Genomic DNA, 17,890 nt, shown 5'->3' with positions numbered 1-17,890 from the left:
CTGCTCGCGCCCTCACGCGCCTCGGCGGCCACGCCGACCGTCGCGCCGCGCATCGTCGTGGTCGGCGCGGGTCTGGCCGGACTGCGCTGCGCACACCGACTCTGGACGGGCCGTACCCCCATCGCCGCGACCGTGTACGAGGCCGCCGACACTCATCTGGGCGGCCGATGTCGGTCCCTGCGTGGCTACTTCGCCGGCGGCCAAGTACACGAGCACGGCGGCGCGTTCATCAGTTCCACCGACACCGAGATCCTCGCCCTCTCCCGCCGACTGGGTCTGAACAAGGAGATCGCGGCCGGCGGCGCGCTGGCCACCGGGGACTACAAGGCCTGGATCGACGGCGCCGGGTACGACGGCGCCGCCCAGCAGGACGACTGGGTCGCGCACGCCTACAGCGCGTTCAGCGCCTCCTACGCCGCTGCCGGGACACCTCGCTACAACAACTTCACCGCCGAGGCGCGTCGGCTCGACCGGATGTCCGCCCTGGACTACCTCGCGGAGATCGGGTTGCCGGCCGGCTCCCGGCTCGGCCAACTGATCCAGTCGCTGCAACTGCAATCGGGCGGCGAGCCGGGCGACTGTTCGGCGATGGGCCTGATCGGCTTCCTCGGCTCCTCCGAAATCTTCGGCGGCGGCGGCTTCGACGAGAAGTACCATCTCATCGGCGGGAACGACCAGTTGGTCAGCGGTATGGTCGGGGAACTCCCGGCCGGCGCCGTCAAACCGGGCCATCGACTGGTCGCGCTGCGGCGGAACACCAACGGCAGCTACACCTGTACGTTCGACCACGCCGGCGGCACGGTCTCGGTCACCGCCGACCACGTGGTGTTGGCCCTGCCGTTCAGCACGCTGCGCAACGTCGACCTGTCCGGGGCGAGCCTGTCCGCGCTCAAGCTCAAGGCGATCCGCGAGCAGGGCATGGGCCAGAACGCGAAGATCGTCACCCAGCTCACCCGAAAGACCTGGCCCGCCGTCGGCGGCAACGGCATCAGCAACACCGGCCCGGCCGGCTATCAGACCGCCTGGGACGGTTCGGTGCACCTGGGCGAGAACGGCGCGCCGGCCCTGCTGGTGAACTTCCCCGGCGGCAACACCGCCCGGAACACCCTCACCGGGGCGGCGCACGGCCCGGCACCGGCCGCCGACGTGCAATGGTTCCACGGACAGATCGAGCATCTGTTCCCGGGCACCACGGCGGCGTACAACGGCAAGGCGTACGAGGACCATTGGTCGCTCGATCCCTGGTCACTGGGCGCCTACCACTACTACCGGGTCGGCCAGTACACCTCGATCGCCGGCTACGAGGGCGTCCAGGAGGGCCGAATCCACTTCGCGGGCGAGCACACCGACGTGGACAACTCCACCCTGAACGCGGCGGTGGCCTCCGGCGAGCGGGCCGCGGACGAGATCGCCTGCCAGATCTGAGGCCCGGACGCCCGAGCCGGCACCGTCGCGTGACGCGGGGTCACCCGCGCGGTGCCGGCCGGCGTCAACGTCGTGCGCGTGCCACACCGGCAGGCACGGCAGGCACGGCAGGCTTCGGCGAAGCCGGATGCGGGGCGGCGGGCTTCGACCGCACGTCCGCTCCGGCGATGGGGCCGGGGCGGGCGGGACGGCGGGGCAACGACCGACGGCCTGCCGCCCCGCCCGTGCGATACTCGGCCAGCCTCGGGCGAACCCCCAGCCATACCAGGGCCGATACCGACAGGGCCAGGAGGCCGGAGAGCAGACCTCGGCCGTTCAGCTCGTCGAGGCCGGCCTCGGCCTCGGCGTCCATGTGCGCGCGGTTGATCGCCGTGACCGCGTCCAGCGCCTTGATCAGGTGCTCGAAGGACCAGTTGGAGGCGTTCTCCCGATAGCTCGTGGTGAAATCGACGGCACCGCGGACGTCGCCTCGGGCGACCATCTCCCGCATCTGCCGGTCGTATTGCTGGTATCGGGCGTACCAGCGCAGCACCTCCTCGGCCGCCGCCCGTTCGCCGGTGAAGGTGACGTTGCGAAATTCCCGGCCGAACTCCCCACCGAACGGCACCTCCACGCCCGCCGCGAAGCCCAGGAAGCCGGTGACGGCGACCCGCAACGCCTCGGCGTAGCCGGTGGGCCCCACGCCGTCGAACGCGGCCAGTTCCCGGGACTTCGCGGCGAACGCGTTTTCGGCGTCGGCCGCCCGGGCGCGGTCGACCAGGAAACGGCTCTCGTCGCCGTTGGCCTCCTGCGCCAGCGCGTTCGCCCGGGTGAGCGCGAGCACCGAGTCGAAGGCGTCCTTCTTGGCCACCCGCAGATGTTCCGCCGCCGACAACGCCGTACCGGTCCCCGTCCACACCAGCGCCGCGCCCAGGGCGGTCGCGACCAGCAGCCAGGGACTGAACACCCGGCGGGTCCGGCGGGCCAGGAACAGCTGCCCACCGACCAACACGACCACCGGCACCAGGCCGAGCGGTAGCGACCATCGGCCCAGGCCGCGTGCCCGACCGTAGGTGTCCGCGTAAGTCGCCTCGACCGCTCGCGCGTTCGCCGCGGAAAGCCGATCGGCCTCGGGCAGCAGGGTGCCCCGCATCAGGTCGGTCGCCTGGCGCAGCAGCGGGAGAGCCGGCGAGACGTCGGTCAGGGCCCGGGCGTCCGACTGACGGTCGAGCAGCGTCACCTGGCCTGCCAGGTTGTCGTACACCCCGACCTTGTCGATCAGGTCGCCGAGGGTGCGCCGGGCATCGATGGTGTCGAGACCGGCTCCGGTCTCCTCGATCGCTTCACCGAGTGCCTTGCGATCGGCCGCGTAGTGGGCCGCCGCCTGCTCGCGGTCGAAACCCAAGCCCCGCTCGTCTCCGACCAGGACCGTGTTCGCCAGGTCGGCATCCATCCCGGTCAGCGCCCCGTGCAACGCGTTCGCGGACACCACCCGGGGTCCGGCGTCGTGGCCGACCACGCGCAGCCCGTCGTCCGCGGCCGAGACGGCCGCGAGCAGCACGGCCAGATAGGCGGCGAGGAGCACGGCCGTCAGGGCGACGAGCAACCGAAGCGAGGCCGGCGTACCCAGACGCGGCAACCACCCCGCGCCGGGTGAGGCATCGCCTCGCGCCCGCCATCTCGCCCATGCCGAACCACTGTTGCCCGCTGTGCCGTTGCTGCCGTTGCTCCCCCGCATGCCTTCGACGCTAGGCGGCGCGACGATCGGCGAGCGGAACCCGTATGCCACACATACGCGTTCGCGCCGAATCCGAACGCGACCTTGACGGCGACGGGGTGGCGGGTGGCACGCCGGCGGCATCGTGGATCGCACGAGCGCGACACGAAGACCGAAGGCGCGTCGATTTCGGCCGCCCCCGACCGGACTCCCGAAACGGGCCCCGACCGGCGCATCTTGGCCGTCCGGGGCGCGTCCTCCGGTGCCGCGCCTCGGCGATTCGCGGCATTCGAGGAGGCTTCACGCCCGTGGCCGACCAAGCCGTCGCGGACGTCGCGGGATTCGAGCGGCGCCGTTCGGCGCCCGGTCAGCGGGCCGTGAACCCGCCGCGAGTACCGCTCGACGCCCCGGACAGCGCGCCGCCACCTCGGTGGGTGTGCCGCGCTCTGCGCCCGGTCAGCGCACCGTGACTTCGTCGACGAACACGAAGCCCTGGCCCGGTCCGCCGCGGCGCTCGAATTGCACGCCGATCTCGCGGACGTCCTGGGGCGATCCGACCCCGGCCAGGTTGAGCGTGAGCGTCCTGGGGTCCGGACCGACCGGGACGGCGCCCGCGTCGTACCAGGTGTTCGAGGACGTGGCCTTGACGTAGAGCTTGGCGGTGCCGCTGCCGGCGGCGGCCCGGACCGTTGCGCTGAGGACCCGACGGCCCGTCAGGTCCAGGCTCGCGCGCCGGTTCAGGTACGCCTCGGGTGCGGCCGGGTCGACCTCGGCGCGCAGCGAACGGGCGCCCTCGCTCGCCCAGTCGGCGGTGCTCACCGGCGCGGTCGCGGTCAGGTATCCGGTCCAGCCGTCCGTCCCGGATTCGAAGCCGGCCAAGGCCGCGGGCGGTGCGATGGCGGCAACGTCGTCCACGTACACCGCCGTTCGTCCGCTCGCGCCCGGTGCGGAGGTGAACAGTACGCCCATCTCGCGCACGTCCCCGAGGTCGGCGACCCGACTCAGGTCCAGGCGCAGCACGGCGCCGTTCGGGCCGATCGGGATCGCGCCGCCGTCGTACCAGGTCGTCCCGGCGCCGGTGCGCACGTAGAACTTGGCGGTGGTGCCGGTCGCGTGGTTGCCCCACTCGGCGGTGCGCACGGTCGCGGTCAGTGCGCGGTATCCGCTCAGGTCCAGCGGCGCGACCCGGTTCAGGTATGCCTCGGGCGCGGCGAGGTCGATGTCCGCCTTGAGGGATCGGCCGCCCTGGGCGGACCATTCGGTCACCGACCATGGCCCGGCGAGCACCCGATAGCCGTTCCAGCCCTGGGTGTCGGTCTCGAAATCGGCGAGCGGGACGGGCGTACCGACCGGCGCGGGCGAGCCCTCGGTGCGCGCGGCGGTGGCGATCTCGCCGCGCACGATCGTCCACGGGTCGTTCATCAAGCGGCCCGCGCCGATGTTGGCGGTCGGCCGCCACTGGTCGTTCCACGCCATGAAGTAGGCGGTGGCCGGGAATCGGGTGCGGATCGCGTCGATCCATTTCCCGTAGTCGAGCGGGGTCTCGATCGTGCCACCGGGGCCGCTGCGCGGACCGATCTCGGCAAAAGCGAACGGCTTGCCCAGCGCCACCAGTTCGTCGTAGCCCTGGACCGCGACGGGTTCGCGGACGTAACAGTCGAGGCCGACCACGTCTACATACGCGCCGCCCGGGTAGAAGCCCGAGCGGTTGCCATAGCTGCAATCCGGTGCGTACACCCACAGCAGGTTGTGCAGGCCCTTGACGTCGGTCAGGTAGGCGTACATGTCCCGCCACACGTCAGCGAAGGTCTGCGGGTCCTGCGCGCTCCACCAGAACGAGTCGCCGTTCATCTCGTGCAGCGGCCGGAACAGCACCGGCACATTCGCGTCGGCGAGTTCGCGCAGCCCCTCGGCCACCCGATCCAGTTCCGCGTGCCACCGCTGCCCGGTGGGGGTGCTGCGGTCGGTGAGCCGATCGAAGGTGGGCAACTTGGTGAACAGCCCACTCCAGTCGGGCTGATCGGGGTTGGGCAGGTGCGCACTGACGGTGACCAGACCACCGGCCGCCGACCAATCCTTCAGCGTCGCGTTGCAGGCGTGGTCGATCGCGTTCCCGTCGTGCCCGTAGTCACAGCCCAGCAGCCCCGGGTTCGCACCGGTCTGTGCCTTCAGCTCCTCCACCTGAGTCAGCGAGAACGTCTTCCCGCTGTACCCGGCGAACTGGCCCGCCACCACCCGGTTCTGCGCCCGATTGGGCAGATGGGTCAACCAGTCCCGCACGTCGCGCGTCGCCGCACTCGCCTGCGGATCGCCGGGATCCGCCGTATGCGCGGGTGCGGGCGCTGCCGTGAACCCCGCCGCAAATGTCATGGCCAGTACGGCCGTCCAACTACGCCATCGTGATCGCATGCGTCCACCACCCCCGTGGTTCGTGATCTTCGGATCGAGGGAAGGGTAACGCCAAGGAAAGGGGCGCGGTTGGTTTCCGTCTCAGGGCGCCACTTCGTAGCAGGTGGCGATCGCGGCGGCGCGCTTGCGCAGGGAGTCGCGCAACCACTGCGGGGCCAGGGCTTCCGCGCCCGTGGCGAGTTGCCACAGCGCCCATACGGCGTGTCTCGGATCCTGGAAGGTCACCTCCAGCCGCAGCCGGCCGTCGGCCTCGGCTTCCTCGGCGCGGACGGCCAGCGCGGTGCCCACCAGCTCCTCCCGTCGCGCCGGGTTCACCCGTACCAGCACGGTGACTTGGTCGCCGCCGGTCCGAAACTGCGTGCTGCGTTCCTGCCAGGCCCGGTCCAGATCGACCCGGTCCGGTCGCTGTGCCGGTTCGGCGAGTACCTCGGCTGCCAGGACCCGGGACAGCCGGTAGGTGCGGTCCGCGCCGGACCTGGTGGCCAGCAAGTAGCCCTGGTCGCGCACCGTGACCAAGCCGATCGGGTCCACCGTGCGCCACTTCGGGGTCTGGTCCACAGCCGCGTAGTGGATGCGCAGCCTGTGTCCGGCGAACACCGCGCGCCGGACCTCGGCCACTACGGTGTCGGGCACTTCCTCGGCAACCAGCTGACGCGAGAGGAGGTCGGTCTCCGGGTCGATGAGCAATCGCCGAGCCGCACCGGCCGCGGTGGCCCGATAGTTTTCGGGTAGCGCGTCGACCACCTTGCGCATGGCCGAAGCGAGCGCCGAACCGAGGCCGAATGCCTGTGCGCCGCGCCGCGATCCGGCCACCAGCAGGGCAAGTGCCTCGTCGTGGTTGAGTCCGGTGAGCTCGGTCCGGAAACCGGGCAGCAACGCGAAACCGCCATGCCGACCGCGTTCGGCGTAGACCGGGACGCCGGCTGCGGACAGCGCCTCGATGTCGCGCAGCACGGTGCGGGTGGATACCTCCAACTCGCGGGCCAGCGTGGCCGCGGACAGTCGACCGTGCTGCCGCAGCAGCAGCACCAGCGATACCAACCGATCTGCGCGCATAGGAAAACTCTACGGGAATACACGACACAGGATGTCGTGATTCGTTGGAAGGCTTACCTGGCACGACAAAGCCCCACCGCACACGAGAGGTGATCTCCATGGCACACGCCATTGTCAATCCGGACGGTTTGCACGACCCGCTCCCGTTCGGCTACAGCCACACCGCCACCGTCCCCGCAGGTACGGAACTGGTGCTCATCGCGGGTCAGTACGGATCGGGCCCGGACGGCGCGGTTGTCTCGACCGACTTCGCCGAGCAGGTGAAGCAGACTTTCCGCAACATCGGCGTCGCTCTTGCCGCCCATGGGCTCGATCTCTGCCACGTCGTCCAGCTCAGGACGTACGTGGTGAACCATGACGTCAGCAAGCTTGGGCCGATCGCCGGGGCCGTGCAGGAGGGTTGGAGTACCAAACCGCCCACGCAAACCCTCATCGGTGTCGCGAGCCTGGCTACGCCTGACGTGCTGTTCGAGGTCGAGGCCCTCGCCGCGCGGCCCTGACTCACCCCCGCGCCCGAGCTGTTCGGGTGGCGGCTCGCCAACGGGGCGGCGTAGCAATGTGAACGGGCACGCTGCTGATGAAGATGTGGTGCCGCACCGCGACCAGGCCAGTGGCCGCGGTGCGGCGGTTCAGGGAGCGCGCCGGTCAGGCCTGGTGGTCGAGCGAACGCTGTCGGACGGCATGGCCCAGGCGACCCGCCCGCCCGGGGGTTGCACCGTGAGCGTCTGCTGCCCGTCGGGAAGGGGCTGCGCCATCAGAATCTGCCCCGGGTGACGCACCCGGCGCACAGCCTCGTCGGCAGGTTCCACCCAGTCACCCTCGCGGTACATCGCTGCCCCCCCTGGTGGGCACGGCAGCCTCGTCCTCCAGCACCCGGAGGTTCCCGCAGTGCGTCCGGAACTCGGTGCCGCCGGGGAACCGCACGAACGCCTGCAAGTTGATGACGGCAGCGAACGTGCCGACTCGCCCCGACAGTTCGCAGCGAACCATGCGTTTGCCGTTGGCCTTCCAGAAGCGGGCCACGTGGTCCGTGGTCCAGCCGCGGGGGTCTTCGGGGTAGCTCTCATCGATGGGCATACCTGTCCTCTCGGTCGCCGCCAGTACTGATTCGGCCACTCTGTGAACAAGCATCGACCGAGCGCCTAGGCTGCAAAAGCCGCTAGCGTTTACGTGACCCGCCATAAAGGGGGGATGTATGAACGACGAGGCCCAAGACGAGGCGTCAGTCGTAGAACTGTTCGGGCGCATGGTCGCAACACTTCGAGAGGCCGCCGGATACCGCCAAGCCGAACTCGGGCGCACCATGTATGGCCTGAGCACCACCCGGTTGAACCAGATCGAGCGAGGAACCGGGCACCCTCCGACCCTGGCGAACGCAATTGCTTTGGATGCCACGCTCAACACCGGCGGGCTCCTCGCCGAACTGTGGAAGCACGTCACCAGCCGAACGTTTCCTGCGTGGTCGCAGCCCTTCATGGATCTCGAAGGTTCCGCCCGCGAAATGCGCATGTATCTGGTCCAGGTCGTGCCTGGCCTACTCCAGACGGAGGACTACGCACGGGCGGTGTTGCGGATGGGTCGCTCACTGCGAGACGAAGTTCATCTCGAAGAACGCGTTCGCGGTCGATTGGGTCGGCAGGAAAGGCTCAATGGTCCGGATGCGCCGTTTCTATGGGTAGTCCTTGACGAAGCAGTCATTCGTAGACCGATCGGCGGGCCGGACACCATGCGGCACCAACTGGCGCACCTGCTGGCAACGGAACACAACGACCGCATCAGCGTGCAGATTCTCCCCTTCAGCGAGGCGGAACACGAAGGGATGGGCGGCTCGTTGACAGTGCTCACGACGCGCGACAAACGCGAAGTCGCCTACACCGAAGGAGCGGACGTCGGGCGACTGATCGAGGATCCGGGCGAAGTCGGGCAGTACGCCGTAACCTACGATCGCCAACGGGCACGAGCCCTACCGGTAGGGATGTCCATGGACATGATCCGAGAAGCGATGGAGGACCTGGACCGTGCACGCTTCCCAAGCTCTGCCCAAGCCCTGCGCCTGGCGAAAGTCCAGTCACAGCAACTCGGAAGGCGGTCAGTGCGTGGAAGTCGGACACGCCCCCGGCCTCGTCCCCGTCCGTGACAGCAAGGACCCGAGCGTGGGCCACCTCATCATCGGCGCGGCCTCGTGGACCGCCCTCACGGAGTCACTGCGCGCCTGACACGACGTCGCCCCTCAAAACGAGGGCGACTCCGTGGATCAGTGCGCGGTAGATGAAGATGCGCTCCGTACCGGCCCGCGACGGTGGCCGAAACGCCGCGAACACCGCGACCCCGCGTTCGCGGGCCCGCAGTCGGCGTCGGGTCAGGACAGGCCCGAGCCCACCGCGACGAAGGCGCAGATCAGGACGAACAGGATGGCCAGCAGGGGTGCCGCAAAGCGGAGGTACTGGTTGTAGCCGACCTTGGCCAGGGACACGCCGCCCATGATGACCGCCGTCGTCGGCACCCACAGGTTCATCCACCCCGACGCCGACTGCCACGCGGTCACCACCAATGAGCGTGGCACGTCGGCGAAGTCGGCCAGTGGCGCCAGGATCGGCATGGCCAACGTCGCGTGCCCCGAGGTCGAGGGGATCAGGAAGGCCAGCGGCAGGTTCACCACGAAGATCAGGATGCCGAACATCGCCGAGGAGGCGTCCGAGACCGCGCCCTCCATCGAGTGCAGGACCGTGTCGGTGACCTGGGTGTTGTTCATGATGACGGTGACCCCGCGGGCCAGCATGATGATCAGTGCCGGCGAGATGAAGTCGGCCGCGCCCTGAATGATCGTCTCCGCGAGCTTCTTCTCCCCCAGCCGGGCCAATACCCCGACGATCACCGCAGCCACGATGAACATCGCGGCCAACTCGGGGAACGACCAGCCCAGTTCCCAATCGTAGGGGTCGGCGTCCGCGTCGCCGCTGAGCACCTGGGCCCACGGAATGATCGCGAAGATCATGAATACGAAGGTGATGGTCACCACGACCAACACGATCCGGTGGATACGCGTCAACGGCGGCGGCTCGCTGCCGGTGGCCGCCGCTTCCGCCTTTTCGCGGTCCCCCGGCAGGAAACCCACCAGCGAACGGGACGGATCGGCCTTGACCCGACGGGCATACCGCACCACGTACAGGATGGTCACCGTGGTCAACACGATCAGCATCAGCAACCGCAACACGATGCCGTCACCCAACGAGATGTCCGCCGCCGAGGAGGCGACACCGGTCGCGAACGGGTTGACCGTCGAGCACAACACACCCACACCGGCGCCCAGGATGATGGTGCCGGTGGCCACCATCCGGTCGTAGCCCAGCGCCAGCATCAACGGCACGACCAGGCCGTAGAAGCCGAGCGTCTCCTCGGCGAAGCCCTCGACCGAGCCGAGGATCGCGAACACGGTCATGATCGCCACGATCAGCACCGCCCCACGCGTCCGCAGCCGATGCGCCAGGCGGGCGATGCCGCGGTCCAGCGCGCCGGTGGCGAACACCACGGTGATGAACGCCCCGATGGCCAGCACGAACAGGAACACCGCCGCGCTACCGTACAGATCGCCCGTGTTGTCGGGCGCGACCTGCCCGCTCTGCGCGTCCTTGAGCCCGTACAGGCCGTTGACCGGCGACAGGAACAGGTCGTTGAGCCGCTGGACGAAGTCCTCCGGCGACTTGGTGTGATGGTAGGTGCCCGCGACCGGCTTGCCGTCCTCGCCGAGCTGGTACTCGCCGGCCGGAATCGCGAACGTCAGACCCCACACCGCGATCGTCACGATCGCCAGCACCGTCAGCGCGCTCGGGAAGCGGAAGCCGCGCTTGGGCGGCGGCGCTTCGTCCTCGGTCCGGGTCGACGCCTGGTTGGTGCTCACGCGCTGCTCCTTGCGGCTGACTGATGAATTCGGGGTAGGTGGGCGGGCCGCCGGCTCGCGCACGGCCCGCGTCGACGGACATCCGCGGCACCCGCCGATCCCGCAGCGAACGCTCGTGCCTGGCACGAGGTTCGGCGAAGACGCTAATCGCGCCCGAAACGGTCCGCGTACGCCGCGAAGAACGCGGCCTCCGCCACCACCGCGTCGCGCAGTTCGCTCACCAACACCCGCTCGTTGGGCCCATGCAGGTTGCACATGCTGTCCTGCGCCCCGAACAGCAGGATCTCCGCGTTCGGTTGGGCCGCCGCGAGGCTGTTGACCAAGGGAATCGATCCGCCCGCGGCCGCGTGTACCGGCTCCGCGCCCCACGCCGTGCGCAGCGCCTCGTGCGCGGCCCGATAGGCCACCCCGTCCGTGGCCGCCGCGAACCCGGACCCCGGAGCGCCGGCCTGAGTCACCCGCAGCGGCACCCCGAACGGCCGCAACCCGACCAGGAATTCGATCAGCAGACGCTGCGCCTGCACCGGGTCCTGGGCCGGGTGGCAGCGCATGTTCAGCTTCGCCCGAGCGGACGGCACCACGGCGGACGCGGCCTTGTCGACCGAGGGAGCGTCCAGTCCGGTGACCGTGATCGCCGGCCCCGACCACAGGCGCGAGCCCAGGTTTCCGGTACCGATCAGCGGCATGCCCTCGCGGATCCCGGCCAGCCGGCGGAACTCCTCCTCGTTCCAGCCGCCGCCCGACCACTGCTCGCGGCGCAGACCCGGCACGGCGACGTCACCGTTCGCGTCGTGCAGCGCGGCCAAGGCGTGCAGCAGCACCAACAGCGCGTCGGGTGCCGCGCCGCCGAAGTTGCCGCTGTGCTTGGCCTCTTCGAGGGTGTGTACCTCGACGATGGCCTCGACCACCCCGCGCAGCGCCACCGTCAGCGTGCCGGTACCGGGACGAATGTTGCCCATGTCGGCGATCACCATCGCGTCGCACGCGAACTCGTCCGGATGCTCCTGCGGGTAGTCGTCGAACTCGCTGCCGTACTCCTCCTGCCCCTCGAACACGACCCGGATCCCCACCGGGGGCCGTCCGTCGAAGGCACGCAGCGCGCCCAGGTGCACGATCAGGTTCGACTTGTCGTCGGCCGCCCCGCGCCCGTGGATCGCACCGTCGACGTCGGTCGGCTCGAACGGCCGCGTCGTCCACAACGACTCGTCGCCGGCGGGCTGCACGTCGTAGTGCCCGTACAGCAGCACGGTCGGCGCATCCGGGTGCGGCGGCGGGATGTGGCCGGTGATCACCGGCGCGGTGTCCGGCAGCCGCAGCGCGGCGACGTCCTGCACACCGGCCTCGCGCAACAGCTCGACCACCACGTCGTGGGCCTGTTGCACCGGCTCGGGTGGGTAGCCGGGAAAGGCGATCGAGGGGATCCGGGTGAGCCGCCGCAGGTCCTCGCAGAGGCCGTCGAGCATGCCGTCGACCCGCGTGGTCAGCTCATCCATCGCCATGCTCCCTCACCGCGCCGGGTACGGTACGCCGATCGCATCGCGCGGCCCATGTTGCCCCGAAACGGTTGATAGCGGATGATCCGCCGCGCGACAACACACGCCTTCACCCGACCGGCCGCACCGCGTGGTGAAGCCGATCGGGTGAAGGTTCGAACCGGAGGTGACCCGGTGCTCATCCGGGACGCGCGCGACGACGCCGGGTCGCCGGTCCCGGCCTGCGCCGACTCGAACGCGGCCTGAGCACCGCCCGAGCCCGCGCGCCGCGTGCATCGACCAGGGTGGTCACCCGGGGCGGGCGACCGGCGCAGCGCGAAGGCGTCGCACCGCGAGAAGACCGGTCCCCCGTCTCGCACGGGGGTCGAGACGAGGGACCGGCCGGCACCGCGTCACGGGGGGAACGCGGTGATCGGGCCCGCCTCCGCGACGGAGGCGGGGTGTACGGGAGAGTGTCAGTTCACCCGCGGCGTGACCTGGCCATTGACGAACAGGTAACGCTCGCCCGTCGCGAAGGTGCCGAAGGTCGTCTCGCGCCACAGCGTCGATCCCGGCAACCGGATCGCGAACAGGTCCTCGGCCACCGGGACCAACGGCATTTCCAGCACGGCGTCGGGCAGAGTCTCCGCGAGTTCCCCGGTCAACTCGATCCGCAGCGCCAAGCCGCCCTCGGGCGTCGCGAGCACCTCGGTGCGCTGCATGGCGCGTTCGTACACGCCGACGTAGCGCTCGGGGTCCACGGCCGGGGCTTCGGCCGGCGGGGCGAAGGGCTCCGGCAGGGCGACCTGCGCGACCTCGGCGAAGATCTCCCGGAACAGCTCCTCGTACAATTCCGGCGCGTCCCCGCCGTTGGTCAACAGGGCGACCGCAAAGCCGAGTTCGGGCAGGGTCCGGAGGAACGCGTACTGCCCGATGGTGCCGCCGTCGTGGCCGAACACCTCGCGGGCGTCCCACTCGTAGCGGTGCCAGCCCAGGCCCCAGGATGCGCCGCTGACAGAGAGGTCGGTCACGTCGACCTGCTTCTCGCGCATCGCGAGGGCATGCTCGGCGCCCAGGAGCCGGGTCCCGTCGGCGGCCGCTCCGTCGGCCAGGTGCAGTCGGGCGAACCGCAACAGCTCCGCCGAGGTGGAACCGATCAGACCGGCGGGTCCGGCCGAGCGGGGCAACATCCACACCGGCGCGACCTGCGGCGCGCCGCCGTCCTCGGACAGGTGGCCGACCGCCGCGCGCAGCAGCAGCGCCTCCTCGGGCAGTGTGACGGTGTGCTCCAGGCCCAGCGGCGCGCTCAGTCGTTCGCGCAACACCTGGTCCCAGGTCTTGCCGGTGAGGTGTTCGATCACCCGTCCGGCCAGCGAGAAGCCGGAGTTGCAGTACGACCAGGCACCGCCGGGCGGGAACACCTGCGTCGCGTCGGCGAGTGTCGCCACGTACTTGGCCAGACAGTCGTCGCCGCGCCCGGTGTCGATGAACCGGTCGCCCTCGATGCCACTCGTGTGGGTGAGCAGGTGGCGCATGGTGATCTGCTTGGCGAGTTCCGGGTCGGACAGCCGCAGTTCGGGCAGCACCTCGCTCAGCGGCTGGTCCAGGTCCAGCAGACCGTCCTCGACCAGTTGCATGACCAGCGTCGTGGTCCACACCTTGCTGATCGAACCGATCTGGAACACCGAGTCCGTGGTCACCGGGACCCCGGTGTTCAGGTTGAGCACGCCGTATGCGGCCTCGACCAGGTCGTCCGACGCGTGCTCGTCCAGGCGCAGAATGCCCAGGGTCGCCCCAGGGATCCGGTGGCGCTCGGCCAGCGTGGACAGCCGGCGCTGCCAGTGCGCGGCGTCCAGTCGGGCCGGCCGGGTGCGGCCGGTGGAACCGGCGTACTGCTCGACCCAGTCGACGATCCGGCGGTTCCAGTCCAGTCGGTGCGAGGGCGGGCCCGAGAGGATGAACAGGTGCGAACCCTCGGGGTAGAGCACCAGTCGGGTGGGCACGTGCCGTTCGCGCAGCGCGGCGAACCACTGCTGGGCCTGGCCCAGCGGACACCGCACGTCGGCGCCGCCCTGCACGATCAGTGTGGGCGTGCCGACGTCGCCCACCTTGGCGAACGGACTCAGTCGCGCGTACAGCTCGGGGTCGTCCCACGGGGTGCCGCCGAACTCGGCCCGGGACATGTAGGAGCCGAGGTCCGAGGTGCCGGCCATGCTGTTCAGGTCGCTGACCACGCCGCCCGCCACGGCCGCCGCGAAGCGCTGGTCACGGCTGGTGAGGTAGCACGTCATGAAGCCGCCGTAGCTGTAGCCGGAGACGGCCAGGCGCTGCGGATCGGCGATGCCCTCGGCGACCAGTTCGTCCAACGGCTCCAGGAAGTCCGGGGTGTCCATCTCGCCCCACGCGCCGACGGTGGCGGCGAAGAAGTCCTCGCCGTAGCCGTCGCTGGCCCGGGGGTTGAGCAGCAGGATGGTCCAGCCGCGCTCGACCAGCACCTGGTGGTAGAGGTGCACCGGGTCGGCCGCGCCGCTCCACGCGTTGTGCGGGCCGCCGTGGATGTCCATCAGCACCGGCGAGGGGCCGGTCGTCTTCGGGTCGCGCAGCAGCCGACCGTGCACGACAGTGCCGTCGGCGAGGGTGAAGTGGCGGTCGACCAGGGTGTACAGCTCGACGTCCGGCAGGGACTGCGCGCCGTGCGCGGTGAGCACCCGCTCGGTGCCGTCGGCCGGGTCCACCACGGCGATTTCGGCGTACGACGAGGGAGTGGACAGCACGATCGCGACGGCGCCGGGGGTCGTGGGCACGGAGACGCCGGAGACGACGCGGCCGGTACCGCCGAGCACCAGGCGGGTGGCGCCGTTTGCGAGGTCGAGCGCGTACAGGTGGGTGTTGCCGGCCTCGCGAAGGCAGAACAGCAATTCGCGGCCCTCGGGCGTGGCCTGCGGCAACGCGCCCGGGTAGCCGGCGCCGCCCGGCATCAGATTGCGGTCCAGGGCCCCGACGAGGTCCTCGGTGGGGCCGCCGGCGAGCGGCACGCGCAGCAGTCGGGTGTGCCCGGTCCGGGTGTGCTCGGCGCCCAGCACCAGCAGGGATTCGCCGTCGGGCGTCCAGCCGACCCAGCCGGCCATGCCGTCCGCGGCGCCGACGCGTACCGCCGGTGCGCCGGGGGTGGACACGTCGCGGACGTACGCCGCGGATTGCAGGGTCAGGTCCGCGTTGGGGCCCAGGCCCGCGGCGTAGGCGAGTCGGCGTCCGTCCGGCGACCAGGTCGGATCGCTCGCGTGCCAGTCGCCCTCGGTGATCCGGGTGACGTCGCCGGAGGCCAGGTCCAGCACATGCACGTGCTTGCGCAGGGTGCCCAGCAGGCCCACGCCGTCCGCCTGGTAGTCCAGCGCTTCGATGACCATCGGCGCCTTCGCCCGGGCGGCCCGCGCGGAGTCGTCCTCGCCCGCGACGGCGTGGATGTCGACCACGGCGCCGAAGGCCAGGCGGGTACCGTCGGGGCTCCACACCGGTTGGCCGGCGCCCATCGGCAGTCGGGTCAGCCGGCGCGGCTCGGCGCCGTCGAGCGGCAGCTCCCACAGTTGCGGCGGGCCGTCGGCCGCGCGCAGGAACACCACTCGGCTGCCGTCCGGCGACCACACGGGTGTGCTGTCCGAGGGACCTTCGGTGAGCTGTTCCGGCTCGCCGCCCGAGGTGGCGACCTGCCACAGGGTGCGTACGTTGCGGTCCGCATCCGGGTCGACGCGGACCAGGGTGTAGAGCACCCGAGTGCCGTCGGGGGAGATCGCCGGCTGCTCCGGCAGCGCGATCGCGTTCAGGTCGTCCAGACGCAGACGTCGTGTCATGGCTTTCTCCATCCTGGTCGGCCCGTCCCGGTCGCCGCCCCGGTCGTCCGGTACCGGGAACGCCCGGTGAGAACCGGGGCGGCGAGTCTTCGATCAACGCCGAAACCGACCCTCCCGTGGCGCGGGGTGGCCGCGACGAAGGGTGTCGGCGCTCGTCGGTGGTGTCGAAGTCTTTCGCGGCGCTGCCCAGACGCTAGCCGGGCGCGAACGTGGTGGACTTCGTGGGCACGAACCAAGGACGACCCCGCTTTCGGTGCCATCCCACCAAGCGCGGGCCGGGGCCGGCCGGTAGACGGGCGGCGCGCGGGCCGGGTGCGACCCGGGTGGACCGCGCTACACCGAGTCGTCGGCCGGCGGCGCGAGCTCCTCGCGCAGCACGCTGTAGAACACCACGTCGCGCCATCGACCGTCGCGGAAGGTGTAGGCACGCGCCACGCCCTCGCGGGTGAAGCCGACCTTTTCCAGGGCGCGTTGCTCGGCGAGGTTGTCCAGCTCGGTACCGGCCTCGATCCGGGCCACCTGGGTGTGTGCGAACAGGTAGCGCACCAGCAGGAGTTGGGCTCGGGTGCCGATCCCCTGACCGCGCGCCTCGGGAAACAGGTTGATCCCGACGTTCCAGCAGTAGGCGGTGCGCGAGGTGGCGATCTTGCGCCAGGCCACGAAGCCCGGCACGTCCGTGCCGCGGACCACCAGCAACAGCCCCCGGTCGTCGCCGAGTAGGCCGTTCTCCGCCCACTGGCGACGCCAACCGCCCGGATCCGACCAGCCGTACCAGGCGAACGGTCCGACCGCCTCGGGATCGGTCAGGAACCGTTCGAGAAGGGATATGTCCGCTTCCGCCACCGGCCGCAATGACACCTGGTCGCCACTCATGAACCGACTCCATCCGTCGCCCTCGGCACCCTCACCGGCACCGGGCGGCGGCATACGAAGCCAGTGCCCCGGGAGGCGATGGGTGCGATTCGTCAAGACGACCGACAATACCCGCGCCCGCCGACCGCACAGACCGGTCGGTGCGCCGGTCGCACAGACCGGTTCGATGCCCGGTCGCGCATCGCATCGTTCAGGAATCGGCGCGTGGCGGGTCCGGTTCGGGGCGGTTGGCCACCAGGCGACGCAGCCGGGCGCGGAAGGAGTGCTTGACCCCGTCGACCAACGGCCGCTCGGCCGCCGGATCCGGCGCCGACTCGCTCCACCGTCGGGCCTGCCACACCAGGGCGGCCAATTCGTCGGCACCCGACTCTCGGGATGCATCGTGCTGCGTCATGCCGACCCGCTGCCCGCCCAGCAGTCCCGCATTGCTGCCAAATGATCACGAATGTGCGACATATCCATAACAACGCCGACGCTCGGCTTGCCGGACGGGCACTTCGCGAGCCGCCATCGGCGACCTTCATCGCCCCGAATCCCGAAGTCGAACTACTCCCGATCGCCGCAAGGTTGCGAACGCCACACCGCGGCTCGACCGTTCCTCCAGACTTGCTCTCGCCTCCCAGTGCGGCTCGTGTCGAGTGGTACTGCGGGCTCGCGACATCGACAACCTTGTCCTCGTCGGCATCGCCACCAGCGGTGTGGTGCTCTACACCCTGTGCCAGGCCAACGATCCGGACTTCGGCCTTACCGTCCTGGTCGACGCCTGTCCGGACACCGACCCCGAGACCGCACCGGCGAGAAGGCGAATCGCGCCGGTCCGCCGCATTCGGGCATGACGCACGCCATGTTGACGACCCGTCCGGACGAGTGCTTTGGTGAGGCTCGCCTAAATCCGAGACTTGTTCGAATCGCTGAGCGGGGTCACCTGTGTTCGCCAACTACCTGATAGGTCTGCGCGAGGGCCTGGAAGCGGCTCTCGTGGTCAGCATCCTGATCGCCTATCTCGTCAAGAGCGAGCGCCGGGACGCGCTGCCCGCCGTGTGGGTCGGGGTGGCCGCCGCGGTGGCACTGAGCGTCGCACTCGAAGCGACCCTCGAACTGACCTCCGCCGAAATGACCTTCAAGCAGCAGGAATTGTTCGGCGGTTCGCTGTCGATCGTCGCGGTGCTGCTGGTGACCTGGATGATCTTCTGGATGCGGCGGACCTCGCACG

Annotated in this window: 14 protein-coding genes and 1 pseudogene; 6 read left to right on the top strand and 9 right to left on the bottom strand. The window is 70.2% G+C overall.

Features of this window, described 5'->3' with window-relative positions:
- Positions 1–1,425: NAD(P)/FAD-dependent oxidoreductase (locus ABZS54_RS35895; protein WP_355545893.1), on the top strand; the 1,425-nt coding region annotated here is incomplete at its 5' end.
- A gap of 64 nt (positions 1,426–1,489) precedes the next feature.
- Here the strand turns inward: ABZS54_RS35895 and ABZS54_RS35890 are convergent.
- The 3 genes from ABZS54_RS35890 to ABZS54_RS35880 all read right to left on the bottom strand — a co-directional run bounded on the left by ABZS54_RS35890 (position 1,490) and on the right by ABZS54_RS35880 (position 6,586).
- The gene (locus tag ABZS54_RS35890; protein ID WP_355545891.1) at positions 1,490–3,142 is read right to left on the bottom strand and encodes a hypothetical protein; all 1,653 of its coding nucleotides are present in this window, start codon (positions 3,140–3,142) and stop codon (positions 1,490–1,492) included.
- Positions 3,143–3,577: 435 nt separating this feature from the next.
- Positions 3,578–5,530, bottom strand: coding sequence for a glycosyl hydrolase (locus ABZS54_RS35885; protein WP_355545889.1), 1,953 nt, complete (start codon positions 5,528–5,530; stop codon positions 3,578–3,580).
- 81 nt (positions 5,531–5,611) lie between these two features.
- Positions 5,612–6,586, bottom strand: a complete 975-nt coding sequence (locus ABZS54_RS35880; RefSeq protein WP_355545887.1) for a WYL domain-containing protein — start codon at positions 6,584–6,586, stop codon at positions 5,612–5,614.
- A 98-nt stretch (positions 6,587–6,684) separates the two neighbouring features.
- Between ABZS54_RS35880 and ABZS54_RS35875 the strand changes: the two genes are divergently transcribed.
- The gene (locus tag ABZS54_RS35875) at positions 6,685–7,086 is read left to right on the top strand and encodes a RidA family protein (protein ID WP_355545885.1); all 402 of its coding nucleotides are present in this window, start codon (positions 6,685–6,687) and stop codon (positions 7,084–7,086) included.
- 313 nt (positions 7,087–7,399) lie between these two features.
- Here ABZS54_RS35875 and ABZS54_RS35870 read toward each other — a convergent pair whose 3' ends face one another.
- On the bottom strand, positions 7,400–7,663 hold the full coding sequence (locus tag ABZS54_RS35870; protein ID WP_355545883.1) for a hypothetical protein: 264 nt from the start codon (positions 7,661–7,663) through the stop codon (positions 7,400–7,402).
- Positions 7,664–7,781: 118 nt separating this feature from the next.
- On the opposite strand from ABZS54_RS35870, the gene ABZS54_RS35865 reads away from it, so the two are divergent.
- Together ABZS54_RS35865 and ABZS54_RS35860 are read left to right on the top strand one after the other, a co-directional pair.
- A complete protein-coding gene (locus tag ABZS54_RS35865; protein ID WP_355545881.1) occupies positions 7,782–8,723 on the top strand; it encodes a helix-turn-helix transcriptional regulator in 942 nt (313 codons plus the stop codon).
- Positions 8,683–8,802, top strand: a complete 120-nt coding sequence (locus ABZS54_RS35860; protein WP_355545879.1) for a DUF397 domain-containing protein — start codon at positions 8,683–8,685, stop codon at positions 8,800–8,802. Before ABZS54_RS35865 ends, ABZS54_RS35860 begins: the two co-directional genes overlap by 41 nt.
- A gap of 143 nt (positions 8,803–8,945) precedes the next feature.
- Here ABZS54_RS35860 and ABZS54_RS35855 read toward each other — a convergent pair whose 3' ends face one another.
- The 5 genes from ABZS54_RS35855 to ABZS54_RS35835 all read right to left on the bottom strand — a co-directional run bounded on the left by ABZS54_RS35855 (position 8,946) and on the right by ABZS54_RS35835 (position 17,071).
- The gene (locus tag ABZS54_RS35855; RefSeq protein ID WP_355545877.1) at positions 8,946–10,484 is read right to left on the bottom strand and encodes a YfcC family protein; all 1,539 of its coding nucleotides are present in this window, start codon (positions 10,482–10,484) and stop codon (positions 8,946–8,948) included.
- A gap of 143 nt (positions 10,485–10,627) precedes the next feature.
- Positions 10,628–11,983, bottom strand: a complete 1,356-nt coding sequence (locus ABZS54_RS35850) for a M20/M25/M40 family metallo-hydrolase (protein WP_355545875.1) — start codon at positions 11,981–11,983, stop codon at positions 10,628–10,630.
- A 449-nt stretch (positions 11,984–12,432) separates the two neighbouring features.
- Positions 12,433–15,804, bottom strand: coding sequence for a serine hydrolase (locus tag ABZS54_RS35845; protein ID WP_355545873.1), 3,372 nt, complete (start codon positions 15,802–15,804; stop codon positions 12,433–12,435).
- Positions 15,805–16,137: 333 nt separating this feature from the next.
- On the bottom strand, positions 16,138–16,677 hold the full coding sequence (locus ABZS54_RS35840) for a GNAT family protein (protein WP_355545871.1): 540 nt from the start codon (positions 16,675–16,677) through the stop codon (positions 16,138–16,140).
- 190 nt (positions 16,678–16,867) lie between these two features.
- The gene (locus ABZS54_RS35835; protein WP_355545869.1) at positions 16,868–17,071 is read right to left on the bottom strand and encodes a hypothetical protein; all 204 of its coding nucleotides are present in this window, start codon (positions 17,069–17,071) and stop codon (positions 16,868–16,870) included.
- Between the two features lie 244 nt (positions 17,072–17,315).
- On the opposite strand from ABZS54_RS35835, the pseudogene ABZS54_RS35830 reads away from it, so the two are divergent.
- Together ABZS54_RS35830 and ABZS54_RS35825 are read left to right on the top strand one after the other, a co-directional pair.
- Positions 17,316–17,462, top strand: a pseudogene (locus tag ABZS54_RS35830) (isochorismatase family protein); the annotation flags it as partial.
- A gap of 142 nt (positions 17,463–17,604) precedes the next feature.
- A partial coding sequence (locus ABZS54_RS35825; protein ID WP_355545867.1) for an FTR1 family protein occupies positions 17,605–17,890 on the top strand: 286 nt, incomplete at its 3' end.

Source organism: Embleya sp. NPDC005575 (assembly GCF_040605455.1).
Lineage (GTDB): Bacteria > Actinomycetota > Actinomycetes > Streptomycetales > Streptomycetaceae > Embleya.
The sequence above is the reverse complement of the archived record's forward strand: the minus strand, read 5'-3'. Positions and strand labels throughout refer to the sequence as shown.

Coding starts and splice junctions, on each gene's coding strand:
- ABZS54_RS35890 (WP_355545891.1), bottom strand. CDS start 3,142: ATGCGGGGGAGCAACGGCAGCAACGGCACAGCGGGCAACAGTGGTTCG.
- ABZS54_RS35885 (WP_355545889.1), bottom strand. CDS start 5,530: ATGCGATCACGATGGCGTAGTTGGACGGCCGTACTGGCCATGACATTT.
- ABZS54_RS35880 (WP_355545887.1), bottom strand. CDS start 6,586: ATGCGCGCAGATCGGTTGGTATCGCTGGTGCTGCTGCTGCGGCAGCAC.
- ABZS54_RS35875 (WP_355545885.1), top strand. CDS start 6,685: ATGGCACACGCCATTGTCAATCCGGACGGTTTGCACGACCCGCTCCCG.
- ABZS54_RS35870 (WP_355545883.1), bottom strand. CDS start 7,663: ATGCCCATCGATGAGAGCTACCCCGAAGACCCCCGCGGCTGGACCACG.
- ABZS54_RS35865 (WP_355545881.1), top strand. CDS start 7,782: ATGAACGACGAGGCCCAAGACGAGGCGTCAGTCGTAGAACTGTTCGGG.
- ABZS54_RS35850 (WP_355545875.1), bottom strand. CDS start 11,983: ATGGCGATGGATGAGCTGACCACGCGGGTCGACGGCATGCTCGACGGC.
- ABZS54_RS35845 (WP_355545873.1), bottom strand. CDS start 15,804: ATGACACGACGTCTGCGTCTGGACGACCTGAACGCGATCGCGCTGCCG.
- ABZS54_RS35840 (WP_355545871.1), bottom strand. CDS start 16,677: ATGAGTGGCGACCAGGTGTCATTGCGGCCGGTGGCGGAAGCGGACATA.
- ABZS54_RS35835 (WP_355545869.1), bottom strand. CDS start 17,071: ATGACGCAGCACGATGCATCCCGAGAGTCGGGTGCCGACGAATTGGCC.